Origin of the sequence: Dethiosulfovibrio russensis (genome assembly GCF_021568855.1) — a bacterium.
GTDB classification, from domain to species: domain Bacteria; phylum Synergistota; class Synergistia; order Synergistales; family Dethiosulfovibrionaceae; genus Dethiosulfovibrio; species Dethiosulfovibrio russensis.
This window is the reverse complement of the sequence record NZ_JAKGUG010000004.1, coordinates 141,255-165,665: the sequence shown is the minus strand read 5'-3', so window position 1 is coordinate 165,665 and position 24,411 is coordinate 141,255. Positions and strand designations below refer to the sequence as shown.

Annotated in this window: 26 protein-coding genes; all 26 read left to right on the top strand. The window is 55.2% G+C overall.

The features are described 5' to 3' along the window. Positions 1–46: 46 nt before the first annotated feature. The 26 genes from nrdR (at position 47) to L2W48_RS05755 (ending at position 24,398) form a co-directional block, all read left to right on the top strand. Positions 47–514: a transcriptional regulator NrdR gene (gene nrdR, locus L2W48_RS05880; protein ID WP_005658778.1), complete on the top strand. Its 468-nt coding sequence runs from the start codon at positions 47–49 to the stop codon at positions 512–514. A gap of 126 nt (positions 515–640) precedes the next feature. After that, positions 641–1,783: an ABC transporter substrate-binding protein gene (locus tag L2W48_RS05875; protein WP_236098343.1), complete on the top strand. Its 1,143-nt coding sequence runs from the start codon at positions 641–643 to the stop codon at positions 1,781–1,783. Positions 1,784–1,847: 64 nt separating this feature from the next. Next, the gene (locus L2W48_RS05870; protein ID WP_236098345.1) at positions 1,848–2,741 is read left to right on the top strand and encodes a branched-chain amino acid ABC transporter permease; all 894 of its coding nucleotides are present in this window, start codon (positions 1,848–1,850) and stop codon (positions 2,739–2,741) included. Continuing rightward, on the top strand, positions 2,738–3,790 hold the full coding sequence (locus L2W48_RS05865) for a branched-chain amino acid ABC transporter permease (protein ID WP_236098349.1): 1,053 nt from the start codon (positions 2,738–2,740) through the stop codon (positions 3,788–3,790). Before L2W48_RS05870 ends, L2W48_RS05865 begins: the two co-directional genes overlap by 4 nt. Beyond that, the gene (locus L2W48_RS05860) at positions 3,783–4,571 is read left to right on the top strand and encodes an ABC transporter ATP-binding protein (RefSeq protein ID WP_236098351.1); all 789 of its coding nucleotides are present in this window, start codon (positions 3,783–3,785) and stop codon (positions 4,569–4,571) included. Before L2W48_RS05865 ends, L2W48_RS05860 begins: the two co-directional genes overlap by 8 nt. Next, positions 4,564–5,277 carry an ABC transporter ATP-binding protein gene (locus L2W48_RS05855; RefSeq protein WP_236098353.1) on the top strand — a complete coding sequence of 238 codons (714 nt, stop codon included), beginning with the start codon at positions 4,564–4,566 and terminating at the stop codon, positions 5,275–5,277. The genes L2W48_RS05860 and L2W48_RS05855 overlap by 8 nt, the downstream gene beginning before the upstream one ends. A gap of 171 nt (positions 5,278–5,448) precedes the next feature. Then, the gene (gene pgsA / locus L2W48_RS05850; RefSeq protein ID WP_236098357.1) at positions 5,449–6,021 is read left to right on the top strand and encodes a CDP-diacylglycerol--glycerol-3-phosphate 3-phosphatidyltransferase; all 573 of its coding nucleotides are present in this window, start codon (positions 5,449–5,451) and stop codon (positions 6,019–6,021) included. Positions 6,022–6,045: 24 nt separating this feature from the next. Next, a complete protein-coding gene (secA, locus tag L2W48_RS05845; protein WP_236098359.1) occupies positions 6,046–8,802 on the top strand; it encodes a preprotein translocase subunit SecA in 2,757 nt (918 codons plus the stop codon). A 25-nt stretch (positions 8,803–8,827) separates the two neighbouring features. Further along, on the top strand, positions 8,828–10,618 hold the full coding sequence (locus L2W48_RS05840; RefSeq protein ID WP_236098365.1) for a hypothetical protein: 1,791 nt from the start codon (positions 8,828–8,830) through the stop codon (positions 10,616–10,618). 41 nt (positions 10,619–10,659) lie between these two features. Next, the gene (argS, locus tag L2W48_RS05835; protein ID WP_236098367.1) at positions 10,660–12,336 is read left to right on the top strand and encodes an arginine--tRNA ligase; all 1,677 of its coding nucleotides are present in this window, start codon (positions 10,660–10,662) and stop codon (positions 12,334–12,336) included. Between the two features lie 6 nt (positions 12,337–12,342). Then, positions 12,343–12,648: a septum formation initiator gene (locus L2W48_RS05830; protein WP_236098370.1), complete on the top strand. Its 306-nt coding sequence runs from the start codon at positions 12,343–12,345 to the stop codon at positions 12,646–12,648. 70 nt (positions 12,649–12,718) lie between these two features. Further along, a complete protein-coding gene (rpsF, locus tag L2W48_RS05825; protein WP_236098376.1) occupies positions 12,719–13,003 on the top strand; it encodes a 30S ribosomal protein S6 in 285 nt (94 codons plus the stop codon). 18 nt (positions 13,004–13,021) lie between these two features. Next, complete coding sequence (locus tag L2W48_RS05820; RefSeq protein WP_236098377.1) at positions 13,022–13,531, top strand: single-stranded DNA-binding protein; 510 nt, start codon at positions 13,022–13,024, stop codon at positions 13,529–13,531. 21 nt (positions 13,532–13,552) lie between these two features. Next, positions 13,553–13,792, top strand: coding sequence for a 30S ribosomal protein S18 (gene rpsR, locus L2W48_RS05815; protein ID WP_005658751.1), 240 nt, complete (start codon positions 13,553–13,555; stop codon positions 13,790–13,792). A gap of 135 nt (positions 13,793–13,927) precedes the next feature. Further along, on the top strand, positions 13,928–14,866 hold the full coding sequence (locus L2W48_RS05810; RefSeq protein WP_236098386.1) for a YybS family protein: 939 nt from the start codon (positions 13,928–13,930) through the stop codon (positions 14,864–14,866). A 6-nt stretch (positions 14,867–14,872) separates the two neighbouring features. Next, positions 14,873–15,319 (top strand): 50S ribosomal protein L9, encoded by a 447-nt coding sequence (rplI, locus tag L2W48_RS05805; RefSeq protein ID WP_236098388.1) that lies wholly within the window; start codon positions 14,873–14,875, stop codon positions 15,317–15,319. Positions 15,320–15,323: 4 nt separating this feature from the next. Beyond that, positions 15,324–16,679 carry a replicative DNA helicase gene (dnaB, locus tag L2W48_RS05800; RefSeq protein WP_236098389.1) on the top strand — a complete coding sequence of 452 codons (1,356 nt, stop codon included), beginning with the start codon at positions 15,324–15,326 and terminating at the stop codon, positions 16,677–16,679. A gap of 12 nt (positions 16,680–16,691) precedes the next feature. Then, positions 16,692–17,636 (top strand): ParB/RepB/Spo0J family partition protein, encoded by a 945-nt coding sequence (locus tag L2W48_RS05795; protein ID WP_236098390.1) that lies wholly within the window; start codon positions 16,692–16,694, stop codon positions 17,634–17,636. After that, complete coding sequence (locus tag L2W48_RS05790) at positions 17,633–19,390, top strand: O-antigen ligase family protein (RefSeq protein ID WP_236098392.1); 1,758 nt, start codon at positions 17,633–17,635, stop codon at positions 19,388–19,390. The genes L2W48_RS05795 and L2W48_RS05790 overlap by 4 nt, the downstream gene beginning before the upstream one ends. Position 19,391: 1 nt before the next feature. Continuing rightward, complete coding sequence (locus L2W48_RS05785) at positions 19,392–19,997, top strand: type IV pilin protein (RefSeq protein WP_236098395.1); 606 nt, start codon at positions 19,392–19,394, stop codon at positions 19,995–19,997. Further along, positions 19,966–20,892, top strand: a complete 927-nt coding sequence (locus L2W48_RS05780; RefSeq protein WP_236098401.1) for a type II secretion system minor pseudopilin — start codon at positions 19,966–19,968, stop codon at positions 20,890–20,892. The genes L2W48_RS05785 and L2W48_RS05780 overlap by 32 nt, the downstream gene beginning before the upstream one ends. Continuing rightward, positions 20,892–22,055: a type II secretion system protein GspL gene (gene gspL / locus L2W48_RS05775; protein ID WP_236098403.1), complete on the top strand. Its 1,164-nt coding sequence runs from the start codon at positions 20,892–20,894 to the stop codon at positions 22,053–22,055. The genes L2W48_RS05780 and gspL overlap by 1 nt, the downstream gene beginning before the upstream one ends. Beyond that, positions 22,052–22,531: a type II secretion system protein GspM gene (gene gspM, locus L2W48_RS05770; RefSeq protein ID WP_236098404.1), complete on the top strand. Its 480-nt coding sequence runs from the start codon at positions 22,052–22,054 to the stop codon at positions 22,529–22,531. The genes gspL and gspM overlap by 4 nt, the downstream gene beginning before the upstream one ends. Further along, positions 22,528–23,130, top strand: a complete 603-nt coding sequence (gene gspN / locus L2W48_RS05765) for a type II secretion system protein GspN (RefSeq protein WP_236098405.1) — start codon at positions 22,528–22,530, stop codon at positions 23,128–23,130. Before gspM ends, gspN begins: the two co-directional genes overlap by 4 nt. A gap of 1 nt (position 23,131) precedes the next feature. Continuing rightward, positions 23,132–24,076, top strand: coding sequence for a type II secretion system protein GspC (gene gspC, locus L2W48_RS13090; RefSeq protein ID WP_236098407.1), 945 nt, complete (start codon positions 23,132–23,134; stop codon positions 24,074–24,076). Next, the gene (locus tag L2W48_RS05755; RefSeq protein WP_236116510.1) at positions 24,063–24,398 is read left to right on the top strand and encodes a prepilin-type N-terminal cleavage/methylation domain-containing protein; all 336 of its coding nucleotides are present in this window, start codon (positions 24,063–24,065) and stop codon (positions 24,396–24,398) included. Before gspC ends, L2W48_RS05755 begins: the two co-directional genes overlap by 14 nt. The last annotated feature ends 13 nt before the right edge of the window (positions 24,399–24,411 follow it).

Here is a 24,411-nt window from a genome sequence, read left to right as displayed (position 1 = left end):
AGGGCCCGGAGATCTTTCCGGGTCCTCTTTTCTAGGAGGAATGACCGTGAGATGTCCTAAATGCAAGGCTTCGGAGACCAGGGTTATAGAGACCAGGACCGCCGACGAAGGGCGTATCGTGAGGCGCAGAAGGGAATGCCCTCAGTGTTCCTCCAGGTTCACCACTTACGAGAGAGTGGAGGAAAAAAAGGTCATATGGATCTCCAAGAAGGACGGTCGTAGGGAGGCCTTCGATAGGGAGAAGATCTTCCGCGGAGTGAGGAAGGCCTGTGAGAAGCGCCCGATCTCTCTGGAAAAAATGGAGGAGGTCGTCTGCAAGGTGGAGGACAGGCTTTTGGCCGCCGGAGCCGGCGAGATTCCTAGTTCAAGAATCGGAGAGCTCGTCATGGAGGAACTGGCCGAGCTTGACAAGGTCGCTTACGTCCGTTTCGCCTCGGTCTACAGGGAATTCTCCGACCTGGCCAGCTTCCAGAAGGAGATCTCCGATATCCTGGAGAGGAAACGAAACATATAGAGGTTTCTCTAAAAACTCAAATCCCCGGTCTTTAAATTAGGCCGGGGGTTTTGTTTTTGTAGGGTTCCTAGTATATAATAGATTCGTACTGTTCACACAATATCTCAATAGGGAGGGACTTCTAAGTTGAAAGCATTCAAGGTTTTTTCAGCGGTATTGTTGGTCTTCATCCTCGTAGGGTCCGCCTTTGCCGCGGACGAAATCCGCATAGGCGTCTACGAGCCCATGACGGGGCAGAACGCCTTCGGCGGTCAGTTGACCGTAGAGGGTATCAAGCTGGCCCATGAGCAGGCTCCCGAGGTTCTCGGACGTCCTGTCAAGTTGTTCATAGTGGACAACAAATCCGATAAGGTCGAGGCTGCCAACGCGGTCAAGCGACTTATCGACAAGGAGAAGGTCGTCGCCATAATAGGGAGCTACGGTTCTTCCCTGTCAATGGCGGGAGGAGAGGTCGCGGAGAAGTCCGGTATTCCCTGCATCACCGATTCCGCCACCAATCCCCTGGTGACCCAGGGCAAGAAATACTATTTCCGCATGTGCTTTATCGATCCCTACCAGGGAGCCGCCGCTGCCACCTACGCCTATAACGACCTCGAGGCCAGAAACGCCGCCCTGCTTCTGGACGTAGCCCAGGACTACTCGGTCGGACTGGGGAATTTCTTCAAGAAGGCCTTCGTCAAGATGGGTGGAAACATAGCCGGAACCTACAAGTATCAGTCCGGTGACCAGGACTTCACGGCCCAGCTGACCGACGCCATCTCCAAAGGGGCCGACTTCCTCTACATTCCCTCTTACTTCGCCGAGGGCGCCATCATCATGAAGCAGGCCAGGGAGCTTGGAGCCGGTTTCTACATCATGGGCGGAGACGCCATGGACAATCCCGATCTGGTAAAGATCGGCGGAGATGCCGCCGAGGGATTCTCCTACACCACCTTCCCCTATGCCCCGGAGATGCCGGACATGACCAAAGAGGCAGAGACCTTCACCAAGCTCTGGAGAGAGAAGTACGCCGGAACAGACATGTCCGAGCCCAACGCCAACTCTGCTCTCGGATATGACTGCTATATGTTCGTCATAGACGCCATCAAGAGGGCGAACAGCGCCGATCCCGAGAAGATCACCGAGGCTTTCGCCACTGCCAAGGACTGGCCCGGAGTTACCGGATCCACCACGATCAACGAGACCCACGACGCGGAGAAACCGGTCGGCATCAAGGTCATCGTGAATGGATCTCAGGTCTACACAGCTTCCGTCCAGCCGGAGATGTAGTCTCCGTTAGATAAAGATCCAGGGGGGAGCCCAGTCTCCCCCCCTTTTTTCGGGGGGTGCCTAGATGACAGGTCAGATGTTCGTTCAACATTTCTTTAACGCCCTTACCCTAGGGAGCCTTTATGCCCTTATCGCCATAGGATATACCATGGTCTACGGCATATTGAGATTGATCAACTTTGCCCACGGCGAGATATTCATGCTGGGGGCCTACTTCATCTTTTACACCGGTTCGCTTTTTAATCTGCCTTGGGTTGTCGGTGCGGTTATATCCATCGTCCTGTGTGCCCTCTGTGGCATTATGGTCGACAAGGTCGCCTACAAACCCCTCAGGGACGCTCCTAGAATCTCCGCTTTGATAAGCTCCATTGGGATGTCGTTTCTGATACAGAACCTGGCTATAGTGGTGTTCTCCGGAATACCAAAACCGGTGGTCCGGCCGGATTTTTTCGTCAAGATCGTAGTTATTAAGGGAGTGCGGATATTGCCTCTCGCAGTGATAGTTCCTGTGGTTTGTTTCATCCTGGTGCTGGGGCTTCTTTTTATCGTCTATAAGACAAAGCCGGGATTAGCGATGAGAGCTATCTCGAAGGATATCGAGACGACCAGACTGATGGGTGTGTCGGTCAACCGGATAATAGCCCTCACCTTCGGGCTCGGTTCCGCTCTTGCCGCCGCCTCCGGGATAATGTGGGCTCTTAGATACCCTCAGATACAGCCTCTAATGGGCTTCATGCCGGGGATCAAGGCCTTCATCGCCGCCGTCGTCGGAGGGATCGGGTCTATCCATGGGGCGGTCATAGGAGGATTGATACTCGGTTTCGTGGAGATCATGACAGTGGCCTTTTTCCCAGAGCTGTCGGGATTCAAGGATGCCTTCGCCTTTATTCTTTTGATCGTTATCCTGCTGGCCAAGCCCACAGGGCTGATGGGTGAGAAGATCGAGGAGAAAGTATGATGGAGAGCAGAAAGACGAAAAACCTATTCCTCAACGCGTTGCTTCTCGTGGTGGTGGTCGGCCTCTTGTGGTGGGCACCGGAGAACCTGGACGGATACAAGATACAGATACTCAACCTCATAGCTATTTATTCCATACTGGGGCTGAGCCTTAATCTGATCTACGGTTTTACAGGGATGTTCTCGCTGGGAACCGCGGGGTTCATGTGTATCGGCGCTTACGTGTCGTCCTTGTTGATCCTCCCGGAGATGCAGAAGGACATGATATTTATACTGGAGCCTTTGAACCCGATTCTGTACGGAGCCCACGCTCCCTTCGTGGTGGCGGTTTTAGCCGGAGGAGTCGCGGCAGCCATCGCGGGACTGATAATCGGTATACCGGTCCTTCGCCTGGGGGGAGATTATCTGGGCATAGCGACCCTTGGCTTTGCCGAGATAATCCGGGTGGTTGCCAACAACATTCCGACCATCACCAATGGCGCTCTGGGGCTGAAGGGTATCCCGTCCTATGCGAACCTTTGGTGGAACTACGGATGGATGTTTTTCACCCTTTACGTCATGTATCGTTTGGTCAACAGCAATTTCGGCAACGCCCTCAAGGCCATAAGGGACGACGAGTTGGCAGCCAAGGCCATGGGCATAAACACCTTTAAGTACAGAGTCATCTCCTTCACGGTGGGATCCTTTTTTGCCGGAATCGGCGGAGCCCTCATGGCCAGTTTGTTGACCACCATAGACCCCAAAATGTTCATGGTTATAATGACCTACAACGTCCTGATGGTCGTGGTCGCAGGTGGACTGGGCTCTCTCTCCGGCAGCGTCATAGGAGCGGTTGTCGTTACGGTTCTGCTCGAGTGGCTCCGGTTCGTCGAGAACCCTATAACCCTAGGCAGCTTCGAGATCCCCGGCGTTCCCGGGATGAGAATGGTCATATTCGCCCTGTCCCTTATAATGATAATTCTCTACAGACCGGAAGGGGTCATGGGTACCAAAGAACTCAGCTGGGACGGGCTTTTCGGCCTCGGGAAAGGAGGCAAAGACCATGAGTGATCGCGAGATAGTGCTTGATGCCAAAAACCTTACCATGAGGTTCGGAGGGGTAACGGCGGTCAGCGATTTCAGCATGGCGATCCAGAAGAATCGCATAGTCGGGTTAATAGGTCCCAACGGAGCCGGTAAGACCACCTCCTTCAACATGATCACCGGTTACTACAGGCCTACCGAGGGCAGCGTCCTTTTCAACGGAGAGGATATCACCGGAACCCGTCCCCACGAGGTCTGTCGCCTGGGAATAGCCAGGACGTTTCAGAACATAAGGCTTTTCAAGAACGAGACGGTCCTTCAGAATGTGATGATAGGGGCCCATCTGAGACAGAAGAGCCGTTGGTGGCAGGCTCCTCTCAATTTACCCTCCTTCAACAGGGAGGAGCGTCAGATAAGGGATAAGTCGATGGAGCTTCTCGAGAGGGTCGACCTACATAAGGTGGCCGACGAGAGGTCCGACTCTTTACCCTACGGTCAACAGAGACGGCTGGAGATCGCCAGAGCTCTTGCGACGAAACCCAGTTTTCTGCTCCTCGACGAGCCAGCTGCGGGGATGAATCCCGAAGAGTCCCAGGTGCTGATGAACTTCGTAAGGAGGCTTAGGGATGAGTTTGACCTTACCATACTTCTGATAGAGCACGATATGAAGGTGGTCATGGGAGTCTGCGAGCATATCTGGGTTTTGGACTACGGCAAGCTCATAGCCGAAGGCAACCCGGCGGAGATCCAGGGTAACCCGAAGGTCATAGAGGCCTATCTTGGAGAGGAGTACCTCGCCGATGCTTAAGATAAAGAATCTCAACGTCCATTACGGAGGGATCCACGCTGTCAAGGACGTCTCCATACACGTCCCGGAGGGCAAGATAGTAACCCTCATAGGGGCCAACGGAGCTGGTAAAAGCAGCACCATTAGGGCCATATCGGGACTTCTGAAACAGACGTCCGGAGAGGTCGTCTACAATGGGGCCGGCAACGTGAATCTGCTCAAAAAGACCCCGGAGGAGGTAGTCAGAGCCGGAGTGGTGATGTGTCCCGAGGGAAGGCGTATTCTGCCTCACCTCACGGTGGAGGAAAACCTGCATTTGGGAGCATATATAAGGACCGATAAAGACGGAGTGGAAAAGGATATAGACTGGGTTTACGAGCTTTTCCCAAGGCTGAAGGAAAGATCCTGGCAGAAGGGAGGAACCCTCTCCGGAGGCGAACAGCAGATGCTGGCGGTAGGGAGAGCTTTGATGAGTCGGCCCAACGTCATAATGCTGGACGAGCCCTCTCTGGGACTGGCTCCCCTCTTGGTCAAGGAGGTCTTCGATATAATCGAGGAGATAAACGCCCAGGGGAAGACCGTGCTTTTGGTGGAGCAGAACGCCTTCGCGGCTCTCAAGATAGCCCATTACGCCTACGTTCTGGAGGTCGGTGCCGTTTCCCTCGAGGGGCCGGGACAGGAGCTGCTGGCCGATCCGAGGGTAAAAGAGGCCTATCTGGGAGGTTAAGCGTCGTCTTTGAGTTTATAAGATAAAGCAGGAAGCCGGGGATTTCCCCGGCTTCCTGCTTTATACTCTCGGCTAGGTCCGTTTGTACCCTTTGCGTATGTACAGTCTCGTCTTTTGTGTCATAATATACGGGCCCTTTTGGGGCTCACCACTTATTAAGGAGGCAGTACTATGCCCTCGTCTTTGAACGTCCCTAACCTTTTGAGCCTGTCCAGGATCTTTCTGGCCCCGTTGGTCGTATTCCTTCTCACCGTGAGGATAGACCTCGATATACCCTATCTGGTGAACCTCGGACTTAACATAACCTACGGGGATATTTTCGCCGGGGTAGTCTTCATAATAGCCGCCCTCACAGATACCGCCGACGGCTACATAGCCAGGAAAAAGGGGATCGTGACCAACTTCGGAAAGTTTATAGACCCCCTGTCCGACAAGGTCCTGGTCGTGGCGGCCTTGATCTCCCTGGTGGAGCTAGGACGTCTTCCTGCTTGGATGGTCGTGGTGATCGTATCCAGGGATTTCGTCGTAAGCGGTCTGAGGATGGTTGCTGCGGTGGAGGGAGTCGTGATCGCCGCCTCTTGGGCCGGAAAGGCCAAGACGGTAGTGCAGATCGTAGCGATAAGCATGATGATATTCAACGTTCCCTTGGCTTTTCCGGCTATGTGGTTGGCCCTCCTGCTGACCGTCTGGTCCGGTGCCGTGTATCTCGCCAACGGATGGGAGCTTATAGTCGATACCGACTGATACTATTGGATTGAGGTGGATGTATTGTTAGGCAAGTTAAAGAAGGTCCTCGGTTTGGATCCCAACGAGAGGGCCCTGAAGCGCTACGGTAAGATAGCGGAGGAGATCGGCGGCTTGGAATCCTCCGTTCAGAAACTATCCGACGAGGAAATCCTCGGAGCGGTAGAGGAGATTAAGTCCGATCTGTCTTCCCTGGACGGTCAGGATCTTCGAGATGCTCTGAATCGCCATCTGCCTCGGGTGTTCGCCATGGTCAGGGAGGCCTCCGTCAGAAATCTGGGACTGCGCCACTTCGATGTGCAGCTCATGGGGGGCGTAGCCCTTCACGAGGGTAACATCGCCGAGATGAAGACCGGAGAGGGAAAGACCCTGGTGGCCCCTCTTGCGGTGATCCTCAATGCCCTGACCGGTCGGGGTGTCCACGTCATAACTGTGAACGACTATCTGGCGAAGAGGGACGCCTCCTGGATGGAGCCCCTATACAACGCCTTGGGACTGTCCGTAGGGGTCATCTATTCCTTCATGGATCCAGAGGAGCGTAGGAAGGCCTACGAGGCGGACATAACCTACGGTACCAACAGCGAGTTCGGTTTCGACTACCTTCGAGACAACATGGTGCTCTCCCAGACTCAGATGGTCCAAAGAGGCCATAATTTCTGCATAGTCGACGAGGTGGACTCGATACTCATCGACGAGGCCAGGACGCCTCTCATAATATCCGGTCCCTCTGAGGACAGCGAGGAGCCCTACAGCAGGGCGGACCAGATAGCTTCCAGGCTATCTGGGGTGGCGAAGGACCCCAACGAGGTCAAGCCATCTATGCTGGACGGTCAGGAGAGACCGGAACCGGACGGAGATTTCGAGTACGACGAAAAGGAGCGTTCCGTGGCCCTGACCTCTCGAGGGATAGCCAAATGCGAGGAGATGCTGGGGACCCCCGACCTGTTCACCGACATGGCCCACGCCGACATGGCCCATAAGATCCTCCAGGCCATCAAGGCCAGGACCCTCTTCCAGAGGGATACCCACTACGTGGTCAAGGAGGGCGAGATCGTAATAGTAGACGAGTTCACCGGTCGTCTGATGTTCGGTCGACGTTATTCCGACGGTCTGCACCAGGCTATAGAGGCCAAGGAAGGGGTCAAGATAGGTAAGGAAAGCCAGACCCTTGCCACCATAACCCTTCAGAATTACTTCCGGATGTACAGAAAACTAGCTGGTATGACCGGTACCGCCGCCACCGAGGCCGAGGAGTTCAAGGAGATATACGGTCTCGGGGTCGTGGTGATACCGACGAACCGTCCTGTGGTAAGGGACGACATGGCCGATCAGGTCTACCGTACCAAAACCGAGAAATTCGCCGCTGTAGCCGACGAGATACAGACTGTGTCTTCGGAGGGGCGACCGATTCTAGTCGGTACCACGTCGGTGGATCAGTCCGAGAGACTGGCGAAGATGCTCAAGGCCAGAAAGGTACCTCATCAGGTGCTGAACGCGAAGTACCATGAGAAGGAATCTCTCATAGTCGCTCAGGCGGGAAGGCTGGGAGCCGTAACGGTGGCTACCAACATGGCCGGTAGAGGGACCGACATATTGCTGGGAGGTAACCCGGAATATCTCGCCCAGGAAGAGCTTCGCAAGGAGGGTGCCGACCCCAACTCGTCTCCGGAACGTTACGAGGTGCTTTTGGAGAGCTATAAAAAAGCCTGTAGCGAGGAAAAGGCAAGGGTCCTGGAGCTAGGAGGTCTATGTATCCTCGGCACGGAGCGTCACGAGGCCAGGCGCATAGACAACCAGCTGAGGGGCCGTTCCGGTCGTCAGGGCGACCCCGGCAGCTCCCGATTTTTTCTCTCCCTGGAGGACGATCTTCTCAGGCTATTCGGGTCGGAGAGAATCCAGGGGATAATGGGCAAGCTGGGGCTGGAGGAAGGGGAGGCCATAGAACACGGTCTTTTGACCAGGGCCATAGAGTCGGCACAGAAAAAGGTGGAGCAGCTTCACTACGATATTCGTCGCCAGCTCCTCATGTACGACAACGTGATGAACCGTCAGAGGGAGGCGGTCTACGACGAGAGACAGAGGATTCTCTCCGACGAGGACGTCGTCCTTCACGGATGGGAGATCGTCGGTGGAGTCGTGGAAGACGTCCTGGATCGGGCCTTTCCGGAGAACGGCGATGTGGATCCTGAGAGCGCGAAGAGTCGTCTGAAGGCTATCTTCTGGCCCGGGGTGGAAGCTCCTCTTGACGGAGTGGACAGTCTACAGGGTCTTCCGGAGGCCAAGGAAGCTATACTGGACGATATGAAGTCTCGTTACTACGATAGAGTGGAGAAGCTAGGCGAGGATGTATGCAAAGACCTGTTCCGCTTTATCTCTCTCCACGTGCTGGACGGCAGCTGGAAGGAACATCTTCTGGCCATGGACGCTTTGAGGCAGGGTATAGGGCTTCGGGCGGTCGGTCAGAAGGACCCCCTGCTGGAGTATCAGTTCGAGTCCTACTCTCTGTTCCAGGAATCCATGTCCCAGGTCAGAGAGTCTATAGCCCAGCTACTGTTCCGAGTCGCGGTCGTATCGGAGGAGAGGGTACCTAGACGTAACCAGGTCAAGGAGAGCAGAGACCTTTTTCTGCCGACCCCGGGGGGAGCTCCCGTCCCGGGGTCCGACGCGGGAGATGGCCGTCACGAGCCTTTCCGTCGCCAGGGCAGAAAGATAGGGAGAAACGAGCCATGCCCCTGTGGCAGCGGTAAGAAATACAAAAACTGCTGTGGTAGGAACGCTTGAAATCTATGCCGTTAGGAGGATGTCCGTGAGAAAAAAGACTTTTCCGTCCCTGTGTCTTATGGTAATAGGGCTCTTGTGGGTACTGTCTCTGGAGGCCTCGGCGGAGGTGGATATCCCACGGCTGGTCCAGGAGGCTCCTCCTCTTGAGACCTACGGAGATGTCCCCGCTGTGATCTGGCAGCGTCACGAGGATTACGGCCTGCTTCCGGACGGGGCTATGTTCAGGGATAGTCTCTGGGTCGTCATGGTTACGGAGGATCTGAGAAGGGACTGGCCGGAGACGATCCTGTCGGTTCCTGCCGCAGGAGAGTTCAAGATACAGAGGGCCGACCTGTTCGATCCCGTGTCGGGAGAGAAAATAAGGTCCCTTCCCTACAGACTGGAGGACGAAAAAGGCTATCCGGTCTGTCGAATGGACCTGGGCGACGCCGACGAGGCCGTCCTCGTCCTGAAGTTTCGACAGACCTACGCCCGCAGGTTCTCCGTCGACGGCATAGTCAAGTTGACCTCGGATCTTCCCATGTGGGAGGGGCGTTTTTCCGTGTCTGTGCCTCAGGGATCGGAGTTATATGTCCAGAGCAACAGGCTCGATTCCCCTAAAAAAACGGATCGAGCCGGGGCGACCAAATATCTTTGGACCGTCTACAATCTATCGGCTCATAAGAGGATCTCCCTGGTGGAGATGGGGGAGCCCTACCTCGCCTTCGGTCTCAGGTCCGGCAAGGTGCCGTTCCTCCAATATATGGGTGCCCTCGAGGCGCTGGATCTTCCTCCTCTCCCATCTCAGCTGGAGGGGTTGAAGAGGATCGGCGACAAGGTGAAGGCCGGCAAGAGGCTTCTGCGTTCCGTCGAGGGGATGACCATACCTCACAGCGCCGGTTTCATAAGGGAGGAGATTCCCTCCGAGGGGCCCTGGACTCTATGGGAAAGGACGCTCCTTCTCGGACGTTGGCTCGAGGATTTCGGTTGGCGATCCGAGCTGGTCTGGCTTACCTATCTTCCCATAGGTTCGAGCGAGCCTGCCACCTTGGATAATTTCGTCTCTCCCGCCTTAAGGCTGGCCCCTCCGGGGTCCAACCCGTGGTTCTATCTGCCGGGACAGATGGTCGAGCCCGGAGAGATCCCGGCGGCCTTGACGGGGAAGACCCTCTATGGTGGATCTCCGGAGGCTGGACTGTCGGTTTATTCCGTGGAAAAGGGTAAGACAGCGGACCATCGATTGACCATGGAGTGGTCGGTATCCCTTGGCTCCGACGGGGTCCTATCCGGCGAGTTGCGTCTTTGGGTTAGAAACGGTTGGCTGTGGCTCTTCCCTGACGGAGGCGACGTCACGTGGGAATCGCTTGAGACGGTGATACCTGGAGTCTCCGACTGGGGCGACGGTAGGCCCAAGGTCCGCCCCATGGATTACGGTTACAGGATAGACCTTCCGGTGCGACGGGTAGCAGGCATTCCAGGAGGTCCGGGTATGCTGTTGCGTCTTCCCTGTCTTCTTCCGGGGGCTCTGGAGGATTTAGCGTCCACCGCTCCTCCCAAGAAGCTGAAATTCCCCTTCGTGGTGGAGCAGAAATACTCGGTCTCGTTGCCCGAGGGCTCAAGGCTTCTCTCCGTTCCTCCTATGAACGAGAGGAAGGAAGGAGAGCTTCGTTTCTCCGAGTCCATGCGATTCAACAGAAAACGCCGGGTCCTGGAGGGAGAGGAAAAGCTAATAACCTGGTCTTCCGACTACGACGACGGATTCAGCGTCGCTCTCGGTCGTATGTTGGGAGCTTGGTTGCGTTGGAAAGATCTGTCCGCGCCCATATCCTACAGATGAGGGCCGGGCCGAAAACGGTATAAAAAAGGAGTATGAGATTTATGGCAGATGTTACCACCATCTTGAGGGACCTCATCGGAGAGGCTCTCTCCGATATGGCTCGGCAGAAGGAGGTGTCCTCCGACCTTCTGCCGGAGGTTCACCTGGAACGTCCGAAGAGGGAGGATCAAGGAGATTGGGCCACCAACGTGGCCATGCAGGCCTGCAAACTTCTGGGGGAAAAACCCAGGGATTTGGCTGCCATGGTGGTGGACAGACTGAAGGACGACGAGCATATCCGTTCCGTCGAGGTGGCCGGGCCGGGGTTTATCAACTTTTTTCTGGCAGATCGGTGGATCGGCAACGTCATATCGTCGGTTCTGTCGTCGGGAGATGACTACGGACGGTGTGATCTGGGAAAGGGAAGAAAGGTGCAGGTCGAGTTCGTCAGCGCCAACCCGACAGGCCCCCTCCACGTCGGACACGGAAGAGGAGCTGCAGTCGGCGATATAGTAGGAAATATACTCGATTTCTCCGGCTGGAAGGTCGAGAAAGAGTACTACGTCAACGACGCCGGTCTACAGATGTCCAATCTGGGGAAATCCACCCAATCCAGGTACTTCGAGCTGTTGGGTCAGGCCGATAAGGCTCCCTTCCCGGAGGACGGGTATAAAGGGGACTACATATATGATCTGGCTCGTCAGGTCATGGACGACCACGGAGACGAATATCTTTCCGTCGACCTAGAGGAGAGTCTTCCATTCTTCAGAGACTTCTCCAGCAGGGTCATACTGGACGGTATCAAGGCGGACCTGGAGCGTTTCGGAGTGACCTTCAACTGCTGGTTTTCCGAGAAGAGCCTTTACGAGAACGATCAGGTGCCGGATACGGTAGAGGCCCTCAGAAAGAGGGGCTACTCCTACGAGGAGGATGGGGCAATCTGGTTTCGTTCCACCGATTTTGGAGACGATAAGGACAGGGTTCTTTTCCGCTCCAACGGAGTCCCCACCTACTTTGCCTCCGACGTGGCCTACCACAAAAACAAGTTCGATCGGGGTTTCGATCTGGCCATAGACGTATGGGGAGCGGATCACCATGGCTACGTCCCTCGTATGAGGGCAGCGGTAGAGGCTCTGGGCAAGTCGCCGGACGATAATTTCGCAGTCACCTTGATTCAGTTCGTCAATCTGCTTCGGGACGGTGAGCAGGTGTCCATGTCGACCAGGTCGGGGCAGTTCGTAACCCTTTCCGACGTCATAGACGAGGTTGGAGTCGATGCTACAAGGTTCTACTTCGTTATGCGTCGTTCCGACAGTCATCTGGACTTCGACCTGGAGCTAGCCAAGAGAGAGTCCTCGGACAACCCGGTGTTCTACGTCCAGTACGCCAACGCCAGGATCGCCAGCATAACCAGAAACCTCAGTGACAAGGGGGTCGCCATGCCCTCCGTGGACGAACTGGACGAATCCCTGATCTCCAGCTCGGAGGAGAAGAAACTTATCACCCGGCTTTCCATGTTCCCCGAGGAAGTGGAGAAGGCCGCGATCGAGATGGCACCCCACAGGATCGTAAACTACGTTCATGACCTGGCCGGAGACTTTCACTCTTTCTACAACGCTCACAGGGTGTTGGATGAGAATCCGAGTCGCCCCTCCAGGATCCTGCTGGTCAAGGCCACCCATATAGTTCTGACAAACGCCCTGAGGATATTGGGCATATCGGCCCCTGAGAGGATGTAGTCGAAGGTGCCTCGGCTCAGATGGATTCTTTTCTGGGCCATGGTCGCTTTGTTTTTCGCTGTGTTTTCCACGGCTATGATAAGGGAGAGACGCAGGGTAGCAGAACTCTCCCAGGCGGTCTCTATCAAGGAAGATGAGCTTCGAAAACTGAGCGACGATCTGGAGAGGTCCAGGCAAAAACTGGAGTTTTACGGCACCGATAAAGGCAAGGCCAGGCTGGCGAGGGATCAGTTCAATCTCGTTTTTCCCGGCGAGAGGATATACCGTCTCTCGGTTGAGTCCGACGACGTCTTGCCTGAAAGCGGCCGTTAGGGTATAATTCCTTTTTGCAATCCCTGCCCCCCTGGGGGGGCCTAACGTCCAAAGGGAGGAGGTGTAGCTCATGCGTCCATATGAAATGATGGTGCTTCTCGAGGCCGACCTCGAGGACCACAGCGCAGAGCTTGATGGAATCAAGGAGGTCATCGCCAAACTTGGCGGCGACGTCGATAAGGTCGATATCTGGGGAAAAAGGCGTCTCGCCTATCCTATCGATAAGCGTACCGAGGGATATTACGCCCTGGTCTACTTCAAGCTGGATCCTTCCAAGCAGAAGGAGATGACCAGGCTTTTAAGCCTGCGTACCGCTATCGTTCGTAACCTGGTGATCCGACTGGACCAGGAGTAGTCGAGGGAGGTTTTCGGCATGGCTCGTGGATTCAATAAGGTTATACTCATGGGGAATCTGGCCAAGGATCCTCAGATTCGTTACACCGCCAGTAAACAGGCCGTGGCCACCTTCTCCGTGGCGGTAAACCGCAGCTGGAAGGGTAAAAACGGCGAGCTACAGGAATCGGTGGATTTCATTCCCGTCGTGGTATGGGGCGCTCAGGCTGAAAACTGCGAGCGTTATCTCTCCAAGGGACGTCCCGTCCTGGTCGAGGGGCGCATACAGGTCCGCAACTACGACGATAAATCGGGACAGAGACGATGGGTCACCGAGGTCGTGGCAAACGATATAACCTTCCTGCCGTCCGGTGGGAGGAGGGATGACCGTCCATCCTCTCAGGGCGACTATGACGGGGGACATCGGAATGACGGTGACCAAGGTCAGCCTCGCAGTTTCCGTGACGATTTCGGCGGAGGCGATTTCCCCATGGATATATCGGAGATGGGCTCCACAGCCGACGAAGACGAGGCAGATATACCCTTTTAAACCAGAGAAAGGAGGATGGACATGGCTTTTGGAGGAAACAAAAGACGTGGTAAGCGCCGTCCTAAGGTCTGTTTCTACTGTGTAGACAAGATCGACTCGGTCGACTACAAAGACGTCGACAGACTTCGTAAGTACATCAGCGAGAGGGGCAAGATAGTTCCTCGTCGCGTTACCGGCAACTGTGCCAACCATCAGCGCCAGTTGACAGTGGCTCTCAAGAGAGCCCGTTATATGGCTCTTCTTCCCTACAGCGCCGAGTAATCCGGGACGGGAGTGCCTTGAGATTTCGAAAGGGGGAGAAGCGTAGCTTCTTCCCCTTTTTTTGTGTAGGTACCGTCGGTCGTATATAATGGTCCCGTTTTGGACTATCCAAGGGAATAGGAAAGGAAGAAGCTAATGAACGGAACCAAAAGCCTGGTGGAATCCTCCCTCTTGACGGGGTTGGCGGTGGTCCTGTTTCTGGCTGCTCGGTTCATTCCGGTGGCTGGGATCGTCCTGTCCTTGCTATGTCCCGCCCCTCTTGTCGTGTTGGGATTAAGACACCGTCCTCAGAGGGCGGCTCTGGCCCTTTGCGTGGCCACCGCCATCGTCGGTTTACTGGGAGGGCCTATCTCCTCGGTATCCTTCTTTCTGGGATTCGGGATACTGGGAGTAGGGCTCGGAATTCTGGCCGCTCGCTTCGACAAGGCGGTCGATATAATGCTCTACGGCATCGTCCTTTCTCTGGTGAGCAAACTGATCCTCATGTCCGTCCTTACCTGGATAACCGGGGTCAACCCCTTCGACCCCGATGTGGAGCAACTCAGGGCGACTATGACGAAGGTGTTCTCTCTCTACGGAGGAGGGGGCGAGTCCATCGAGGGGGTAAAGACACAGATGGAGATGACCCTGAAGGCCATTCCTCTCATGTTTCCCGCTATGATAACCATGGCCAGCGCGTTGGACTGCCTTCTCAGCTACGTCGTGTCCCGCAGGATACTTCTCAGGATAGGGGGAGGCTCTTTGCCTCCGGTGCCGCCTTTTGGAAGCTGGCGTTTTCCCAAAAGTCTATTCTGGGCCTTTGCTCTCTCCGTGCTGTTGTTGGTGTTCGAATCGTCGATGAAAGACCCTCTTCTGTCGAGGGTCGGGTTGAATTTGAGGTTGCTTGTCAGCATGTTGTTCATGATCCAGGGAATGGCAGTCGGATGGGACTACATGGACTTTCGAGGAGTGGGAAAGGGATGGCGATACGCCTTGGTGACACTGGCTGTTTTGATTCCCTTGCTCTCTCAGGTAGCTGTTGTCGCCGGTCTGTTGGATATTTGGATCGATCTGAGAAAAAAATACAGGAGGTGAGCTGAATTGAAGGTTATATTGCTGGAAGACGTTAAAAAGCTTGGTAGAAAAAACGAGATAGTCGAGGTCTCCGACGGTTACGGAAGGAATTTCCTTTTTCCACGAAAACTGGCCGTCGAGGCCGACGGGGCGAACCTTAAAAAGCTCGAGGAAAAGAGGGAGTCGTCCAAGAGAAAGGATCAGCAGGCTAGATCCGAGGCGGAGGAACAGAGAAAACACCTTCAGGATAGACAGGTGATACTGGCAGTGACGACCGGAGAAGGAGGTCGTCTATTCGGCAGCGTGACCACCGCCCAGATAGCCGACGGAATATCGAAGCAGTTCGGGATCTCGGTGGACAAGAAAAACGTCAAAATGGCCGATGCGGTAAAATCTCTGGGAAGCTATCCTTTTACCGTAAAACTCTATCAGGGAGTCGATGCTTCCATGACACTAAAGGTGGAGGCCCAGTAACTCTGTGAGTCCTTCCATATACGATAGAGTTCCGCCTCAGAACCTGGAGGCAGAGAGGGCGGTCATCGGATCCTGTCTTATGGATAAAGACGTCCTCATTCAGATATCGGAGATACTGTCGTCGGAGGACTTCAGGGACAAGAACTATCAGGTAGCGTTCGACGTGCTGACCGACATGGTCCATCAGGACCGTCCGGTGGACTCTCTGACCTTTCTCGAGGAGCTCTCTCGCAGAGGATTGTCCGAAAGCCTGGGAGGTCAGGCCTTCATAGTGGCTGTCATGGACAGCGTTCCCACCGCTGCCAACGCCGAATACCATGCCAAAATAGTCAGAGATAAGGCGGTACTTCGCCGCCTTATCTCTACCGGCACGTCCATAGCCAGAATGGGATATTCGGAGGACCGGGAGATCGACGAGCTTCTGGAGGAGGCGGAGAGGGCGATCTTCGAGGTCTCCCGTCATAGGAACGAATCCAACTTCAAGAAGGTCGCAGATGTCATAGGTCCGACCTTCCATCAGATAGAGGAGCAGTTCTACCGTTCCGAACAGACGGTAACGGGAGTAATGACCGGATTCGACGACCTTGACCGGCTTACCGGCGGGCTTCAGCCCGGGAGTCTCAATATTCTGGCGGCAAGGCCCTCTATGGGAAAGACAGCTCTGGCTTTAAATCTGGCCAGAAATGTAGCGGTCAAGTCGAATCTGCCGGTCCTCGTGTTCAGTCTCGAGATGGGGGCGGACCAGCTGGTTCAGAGGCTGTTGGGATCGGAGGCACGGGTCAACATACAGGACCTGAGGACGGGTAACTTCGCCAGAGAGGACTGGGAGAAACTGACCACCGCCGCCGGTCGCCTGACCAAGGCTCCGATGTACATAGACGACAGTTCCATGCTTACCACCACGGAGATGAGGGCTAGATGCCGTCGTTTCAAGGCCCAGTATGCGTCCTTGGGACTTATAGTGGTGGACTATCTTCAGCTGATGAGTATGTCCAGGAAAATAGACAGCAAACAGCAGGAGGTCGCTGAGATCTCCAGGGGGCTTAAGGCCATCGCAAGGGAGCTGGAGGTTCCGGTGTTATCTCTCTCGCAGCTTTCAAGGGCCGTGGAGAGCCGAAACGATAAACGTCCCCAGCTGTCGGACCTTAGAGACAGCGGAGCCATCGAACAGGACGCCGACCTGGTGGCCCTTCTCTACAGGGAGGCCTATTACGCCAAGGACGTCCCCCAGGATCAGCAGGACGACAGCGCCATACTGGATATAGCCAAGCATCGTAACGGACCTACCGGAGTGATCCATCTGATGTTTATGAAGCAACATACCCGTTTCGAGAGCAAGAGTTCCATCGACGGATTCTAGGAGGCGATTGTCTTGAAGGACAGCAGACTGGCGGAGATAGAGCTATCCCGTATCCGTGCTAACCCCTACCAGCCTAGAAAACACTTTGACGAGGACGACATACTGGAGTTAGCCGAATCCATAGGAGAGGTCGGCCTGATACAGCCACTGGTGGTGAGGCCCAGCGGCGACTTTTTCGAGCTGATAGCGGGAGAGCGGCGACTTCGGGCTTGCCTCGTCGCGGGGCTCGAGGCGGTCTCCGCCATAGTCCTGGAGGTCGATTCGGCGGACCAGCAGATAATGGCGCTCGTCGAGAACATTCATAGAAAGGACCTTTCCTCCATCGAAGAGGCCGGGAGCCTTAAAGACATACTGGACAGGACCGGGTGGGGGCAGTCCGAACTGGCCAGGAGGCTTGGCAGATCGCAGGCGTCGGTGGCAAACAAGCTCAGGCTTTTGAAACTGGAGGAGCCGGTGCAAAAAATGGTCATGGAGGGGTTGCTGGGAGAGCGTTCCGCAAGGGCCCTTCTCCGTTTACCTCCGGCACTTCAGATAGCCGCGGCCAAAAAAGTCATAGATAGGGAGCTGACCTCAAAGGAAGTCGAGGAACTGGTAAACGACCTCAAGGAAGGCAAACCCCTCGATCCAAAAACGTCTTCGAATGACGAGCCCCACTTAGAAGCCGAAATCGAAGATGTCGGGGAGGGCTTTCTCGAAACTGTTGACGAGTCCGATGAAGGTAGATTGGACGAGGACTCTATCCGTCGTCGAAACGCGAAAAGAGACGCTCTCTCCTTCAACGGTCCGGAAGGCCCGACGGGAGAATTACTGCATCAACTGGCGGATCTCGTGGAGAAACAGAGGAAAAAAGGGGTTCCCGTCGTATGGAAGGTTCGGGAACTGGCTCAGAGCGAGCTGGTGGTCGAGATAATCGTCGACCTCAAAAAACAGCTTCTCATGGAGGACGAAGAGATATGATGGAACGATCCAGAACACTAGACGGGCTTTTTCTCGTCTCCGCCGCCATTTCGCTGGCTTTGCCCAACCTTATATACTCGGGAGTCTTCTTTTTTCAGACCCTTCATATAATGAAATGGACCGTAGCCTTGGTTCCGGTGGCGACCATGGCCATACTGACCGGAGTCGTTGTGGCCTGGCGAGGATCGGAGAGAATCGGCTTCAGGGTGGATCTCTTCGGCTGGATATGGTTCGCTCTTTTGATATACGTTACGGTTCAGCCCATGTGGGCTCCTGTAAAATCGATTCCTACTTTTTACAGAGAATGGTTTTTCTTCGCATCCCTTTGGGGGTTCTACGTCCTCTGTCTCAATCTGTTCAGGGAGAATTGGCTCAGACCGATTCTTTGGTTGGCGTCTTTAAACGGCGTGGTCAACGTCTTTTTTGCGGAGTTTCAGGTCGCCAACAACGTGAATCTATTCGCTCCACTTAAACTGATACTTCCGACCCCGGGGAACTACATCGGCAACACAGGGCAGCAGAACATGTTGGGGCTTTGGCTGGCCATTACCGCCCTGGGGTCCATCTTTCTCTATCTTCGTCACGGTCTCAGGGAGACCGAAGGTTGGGGGCGGTTTTTCGCCGCTACCAACCTGATCTTTCTGCCCATATTGCTGTGGGGACTCTGGAACAGCACCAGCCGATCGGCCATCCTCTCTCTGATGGTAGGGGTATCCCTGCTGGCCCTGATGATAGCCCTGGGCAGGGATAGAGCCAGGCTCCGTCGTCTGGGCCTGTCGGCGATTCTGATCGTGGCGGTGCTGGGTGCATCGGTGTTTCTGAACCAGGGACGTTCCGGGTCCCTCATAGCCAAGAGCGTCGATCTGGTTAAAAACGCCGACACCGTCGGAGGCCGAGACGGCATATGGAAGACCTCCTGGGCCATGGCGATGGAGGAGCCTGTCAAGGGAATGGGGCTGGGACAGTTCAAGTGGAATTACCTCGAGGCCCAGAGAGAGGCTTTTTCTCTCTATCCAGACATGAAATGGCAATATACCAACTGGGCTCACAACGAATATCTCCAGTGGTACTGTGAATCCGGCCTGCTGGGCTTTGTGATACTCATAGGGTTGGCATTATGGTGGATCGTTTCCTTTTTTCTATATCTTCACAGACATAAGGGTTCTCCTTTTCCCGATTCGGTTTTGTGGAGCGCCGCCTTTTTGTTCCTCATATGGTTCGACGCACTTTGGACGAGACCTTTCCACAGGATAGAGAATTCCCTATGGATGCCTCTGGCCTTCGCTCTGGCGAACAGAGAGATTTTGGCGGAGGTGGCCGTCGGGAAGATCCGTTTTCTGGGCAACCCGAGAGGCTACAGGGCGTTGGGAGTTATGATGGCCTCCGTGTCCCTTTGGGGCTTGGTTTACCTCGGACAGGGACTGGTCGGAGACGTAACCCTGAGAAAAGCGGTGTCCAGCAAGTCCGCTCCCATACAGAGGCGGCTAATGGAAAAAGCTTACGGCACCCTTATGGTCAGAGATGTCGCTGAACGTCAGCTCGCCTACCACTACATAGCCTATGGAGAGGCGGCGAAGGACCCGGAGGCATTGGCCGAGGGGTTGAACAGACTTCTGGTCGCCTTCAGACAGCAGCCTACCGCCGAGGATCTAAGGCGGCTTCTGGACTGGGCGGGCAAGCTCAAGAAACAGGATCTCCTGAGGTACCTGGTTACCTATCTTAAGCCCGGTACCTACTCGATAAGAAAAGAATGAGATGAACCGTAAAGGCTTTACTTTCATAGAAATCCTGGTTGTCCTGGCACTGGTGGGGGTTATCGCCACCTGTGCCGTGGCCCCGATGGTCCACATAGTGGGCAACATGAGAGCCGCTCAATCCGACGTAGGAGAGGAGGCGGCCGTCCAGGACGTCTTCAGGCTCATATGTCGCGATGTCCGATCGGTGCTGGTGCTCCCCAAACAGACCTATATGGCACTGAGGAAGAAGGACCTGTTCGGAGGCAAGGCCGACGACGTTCTGGCAGTTGAATCGGCCAGCCAGATACGGAATACGATGGTCCCCGGAGTGGTCGTATATGGACTTGTGAGGGAGAACACCCTGGAGACAGGGCCTGTCCTGCCTGGGCTGTACCGATGGACCTTTCCAGGAAGAGCGGTAAAGGACCTGGACCTTAAATCGTCAATGCCGATGGATCGGGCCGCGCTTGTCCTCCCCTCGGTCGATTCCTTCCGTGTAGAGGTCTACATGGGCAAGGATAACTGGTCCGGCAAGTATGCCGGTGGAATTCCGGTCGCAATCCGAATAAAACTGGATCGAGGAGGCCGTTCCCATGAGATCGTCGACTGGTTCCCCGCTCTTTAGAGGGAGGTCGAGCAGAAGAGGGTTCATACTTCTGTCGGTCCTTATGGTGTCGATGTTTCTGATGTCCGCTGCGGTGGGATACGGTTGGTTCGTCAGGGATCAGGTTCGACGGGTCGATCGAAGAAGGTTTGAGCTCGAGTGTCGCAACATAGTTCTACTGGCGGTAAAAAACGTCATAAGAGGCTTGGCCTCGGATAAAAACGGCTACGACAGCGTACACGAGCGTTGGTTCGGAGAACACATCATCCCCATAGGGGATAGCTATCTCGTCTCTGTAACCATATTGCCCCTGGACGATAAACTTCCTCTGGGAAACATATTCCTTCCGGACGGGACCACACTTAGGGGGGAGATGGAGATTCCCTGGAATCAGGTCTGGGAGGAGGTCGAACTTCCCGGGCTCGCGGCTCCGACCCTGGATTTCATGGACTCGGATAGGACTCCCCGGGTGGGAGGATACGAGCGACCTTTCTTTCCGAACAGGATGCCCGGAGATCCGGGCGCCTTCACGCTTTTTCCGGAGATAAAGCTCGACAGACTGGTAGGAAACGACGAGAGGCCAGGGCTGAAGGACTTTCTTACTCCGTGGTGCGGAAGCAAGATAAACGTCAACACAGCGTCGGAAAAGGTACTAGCCCTTCTCGAGGGTATAGACGAGGTCACGGCAAGGGAGATCGTGGCCAGAAGGGATAAAACCCCTTTCAAGAAGCTTTCGGAGCTGGCCGAGATGCCGGCTTTCTCCAATTCGCTGGGGCCCAAACTGTCCAACGCCTTGGGAACCACGAGTGACTATTTTTCCGTATCGGTCTATGTATCGTCCCTGGAGGCCGATCGGGAGCGATCCTACAATATCGTGGTCACTAAAAAATCTGTCCTATACTGGGAGGAACTTTGATGAAGGAGATCGGAGAGGTCTACGTATATGGAAGGGATAGAATCTCCAACATCGGAGGGTCGTCCGGCAGTAGGTTCAGAAAGGGAGGCCGTCTGGTCCTCGTTCCCTACAGAACCCTGTCGGTCAGGACCTTTGATTTCCCTTTTGGCTCAGTGTCCGCCATTAGAGAGGCCCTCAAGATACAGTATTCCTCTATATCCGGAGACAGAGAGGTCGAGATATTTCCCGTGGTCCACCGTAGGGAGGATCGAAGGTTCAGCGGTTCTGCCCTTATACTTCCGTCGGAAGAACGGGCCTCCGTAGAGGAGGGCATTTCCGGACTCGGTCGCTCCACCATATGGCCTCTCCCTTTCGCCATGGCGGCGGAGGTAGGGGGAAACGGAGCCGTCTTGTGCTTGGACGAAGAAGGAATCTCCTCCGCCCTTTTCGTCGACGGCGTTCCAGTATTGTACAGATGGCAGTCCAGATCTCGCCGCTCCGTCGATCAGGAGCTGAGGTGGCTTCTCGATTACGGCGGAAAATTCGACTTCGACCCGTCCGATTCGGTCGTCGTAGATGTCTCCGAGGACGGAGAGAGGCTTGCCGCAAAGGCAAGAGAAACCCTGTCCGCCTTTCCTTCCCTCGGCAGCTATTCCCTTTCTCGGAAGGTCTTGGACAGTGCCATAGTTCTAGAGACCCTGGGTAAGGCCGTAGGAGGGTTTTCCTGCTGGTTCCTCCTGGCAGGGTGCATCTTTCTTGGGGCTGGCTTTATAGGGGGAGTGGTCGAGAGGGAAAAGGCGGATACCATCAGGTCCAGAGCGGAGGCAGTCTACACAGATGCCTTTGGTTCCGGGAAGGTGAGGGACCCATTGAGCCAGGCCAGGGGAAAACTGGCCGAACTAACGGATAGTCCCGATACCAGGAGCCTTGAGGACGGTCTGCGTCTCATAGTTAGGTCCTGGACAGATCCGGAGATGGGAGGGGGCCGTATCTCGGTGGACACGCTTCGCTATTCCTCTGACGGTATGGAGCTTATCGGAACCGCCGAGGAAGTTTCGTCTGTTCAGGCCTTTCAGAAAAACCTCAAGATCAACAACGATGGCACGGTCAAGCTCGGAGATATTCAGCAGGTCCCCGGCGGAGGACTGCGTTATTCCCTGGAAGTGAGGTGGTCCTCCCTATGAAATTTCCCGAACTGCCGGATATTCCCGGAGTCCCCAGAGAGGTGTTGAAACCCCTCTCCCTTTTGGCTATAGCCCTCGTTGTATGGGTGGCGGCATGGTCCGTCTGGAGCGGTATGTCCGACCTGGAATCTCGTTCCCGGCTTCAGCAACGTCGATTCGAGGACCTGCTGCTGGTGATAAAGAAATACAGATCCCTTCCCGGTAGAGAGGAGAGAACTCCTCTCTCCGACGACCCCATAGTGGTGGTCTCCTCCCTGGTGGACAACATGGGACTGAAGGAAAACCTGGTGCAGATATCGTCTTTAAGCAGAGGACTCAGCGTTCAGCTAGGAAGACTTTACTCAGAAAGCGCCCTGAACTTTATCCTGGAACTGGGAAAAAGAGGTCTAGTCGTGGATTCGGCGGAGCTTCGGGCGGTCCCTGAGGATGGGGTAAGGCTCCTGTCCATGAACCTGGTGGTGATGGTGGCGAGATGAGGAGAATAAGATCTGTGCTCGCCGCTTTGCTTATTTTATCCTTCGGCCTGGTCATAGGTCTGAGGCTCTTTCTTCCATGGGAAGACCTTGGAGAGTTGGTGTTTCTGGAGGCCTCCAGAGAGCTTTCCCGATCGGGGATATTCCTACAGGCCTCTCGGTTCGACGAGGAAGGAGTCGTGCCTGTCTTCGTCGTCGATAGGGTGGAGATGGAGGGCTTCGGAGGCGGAGCTACCTTCGGAACTGTGAAGGTTCGTCCGATGCCGCTGGGATCGATTCTCTCGGGGACTCCGACCGCCTCCATAGAGCTGATCGGAGGGGCCGTCTCTCTGCCGGGCGATCGGGGCAGAAGGATAGGGGGGTTTCTCGAGGTGTCCTACGGTCAGGGGAGGATTACGATCGCCGAAATAGAGATGGACGGTGACATAAAAGCGTCGGGATCTCTATCCATATCTCCAAGTAACGGCAGAATCGTCGAGGCGGACGTGACATTGAAGGCCCCCTCCGATCTTGACGGAGCTCTATCCATGGCATCCAGGTTTATGCCTCTCTCGAGAAATGGAGAGGGCGAGTGGACTCTAAAGAGAAAGGGAGGGAAATGACGTGTCGTTTTTCGGAAAAACCGGATTGCTGACCTCGTCTCTGCCCTTTTTCGGCCGGGTCCTTCCGATTATCGGAATGCTGCTTACCGGCATAGCCCTGAGCTCTCTCATCGGGATGGAGGTCGAGAGACGCATGGCCCCTCTGTTGGTCCAGGCCAGAGCCTCCAGGGCGATTTTGGACGGAGGAACCATAGGTCCAGAGGAGGACGGAGGGGTCGAAATGGCCAGAGAGCTTCGTTCTCTGGTGGACGTCTCTCCTTTCGGGGTTCCGGCCAGACCGGAGATCGCCGTCGCTGCGACCTCTCGGGATCTGCCCCCTGAGGAAGAAAGGGTATTCAGCGTCGACGGCATCAAGGTCATAGGATCTCTTCCTGACGTGGCGGCCTGGCTGGATCGGGAGAAAAAGGTTTCCCTGGTGTTGAAGGGACAGGCTTACGGAGGTTTTTTGCTGAAGGAGGTCTACCCCTACAGCGTCGTCTTGGCCAAGGACAACGTCAACTACGAGGTCTATATATCCTACAAAGACGAGGGCAAGAGCGCTCGCTCGGAGAGTAGGGTGGAGGCTCCTCCGGCGAAAGAACCGGTGTTTTCCGACTCGGGTTCCCAGGTTCAGGCTGCGACCGACGACAGCGAGGGAGTCGTGGCTAGAGAACTGGTCGACTCTCTTCTCATGAACCCATTCAACGAGCTTAAGAGGGTAAGGCTGATACCTAAATTCGTGGACGGCAAACCTACTGGAATAGAGGTCGCCAATATAATGGACGGCAGTGTTCTGAAAGAACTCGGAGTCCAGAAGGGCGACGTGGTGAAAAGCGTCAACGGAGTGGTCATAAGGAACATGGGCGACGTGGCGAACGCCATAAACTCCCTGATGGGCGGATCCCGTTTCGAGGTAGCTGTGGGACGGGGCGACGAGGAAATTATGTTAAACTATGTCGTCAGATAGAGGAAAAAAAGGATTCACTCTGGTGGAAGTTATAGTCGCCGTGGCGGTCTTGGGACTGGTGGCGGCAGGATCCCTCAAGCTTTCCATAACAGCTACGAAAGCCCTCGACTCGGTTAGAGGGGAATCGAGGTTCCTCGACAGGGTCCAGGCGCTGGAGGCGGACCTGTTGTCCGGAAAACTGTCGGACAACGGCGAAGAGGACGGGATGGAGTGGAACACCAGCGGATACTCCTATCCCCTGATGGATGGACTGTGGCGGATCAACTACCGGAAACTCGACGTCGAGCTCGACGGACGGACCATGAGCTTTTATATCCCCTAGAGGAGGAGACACG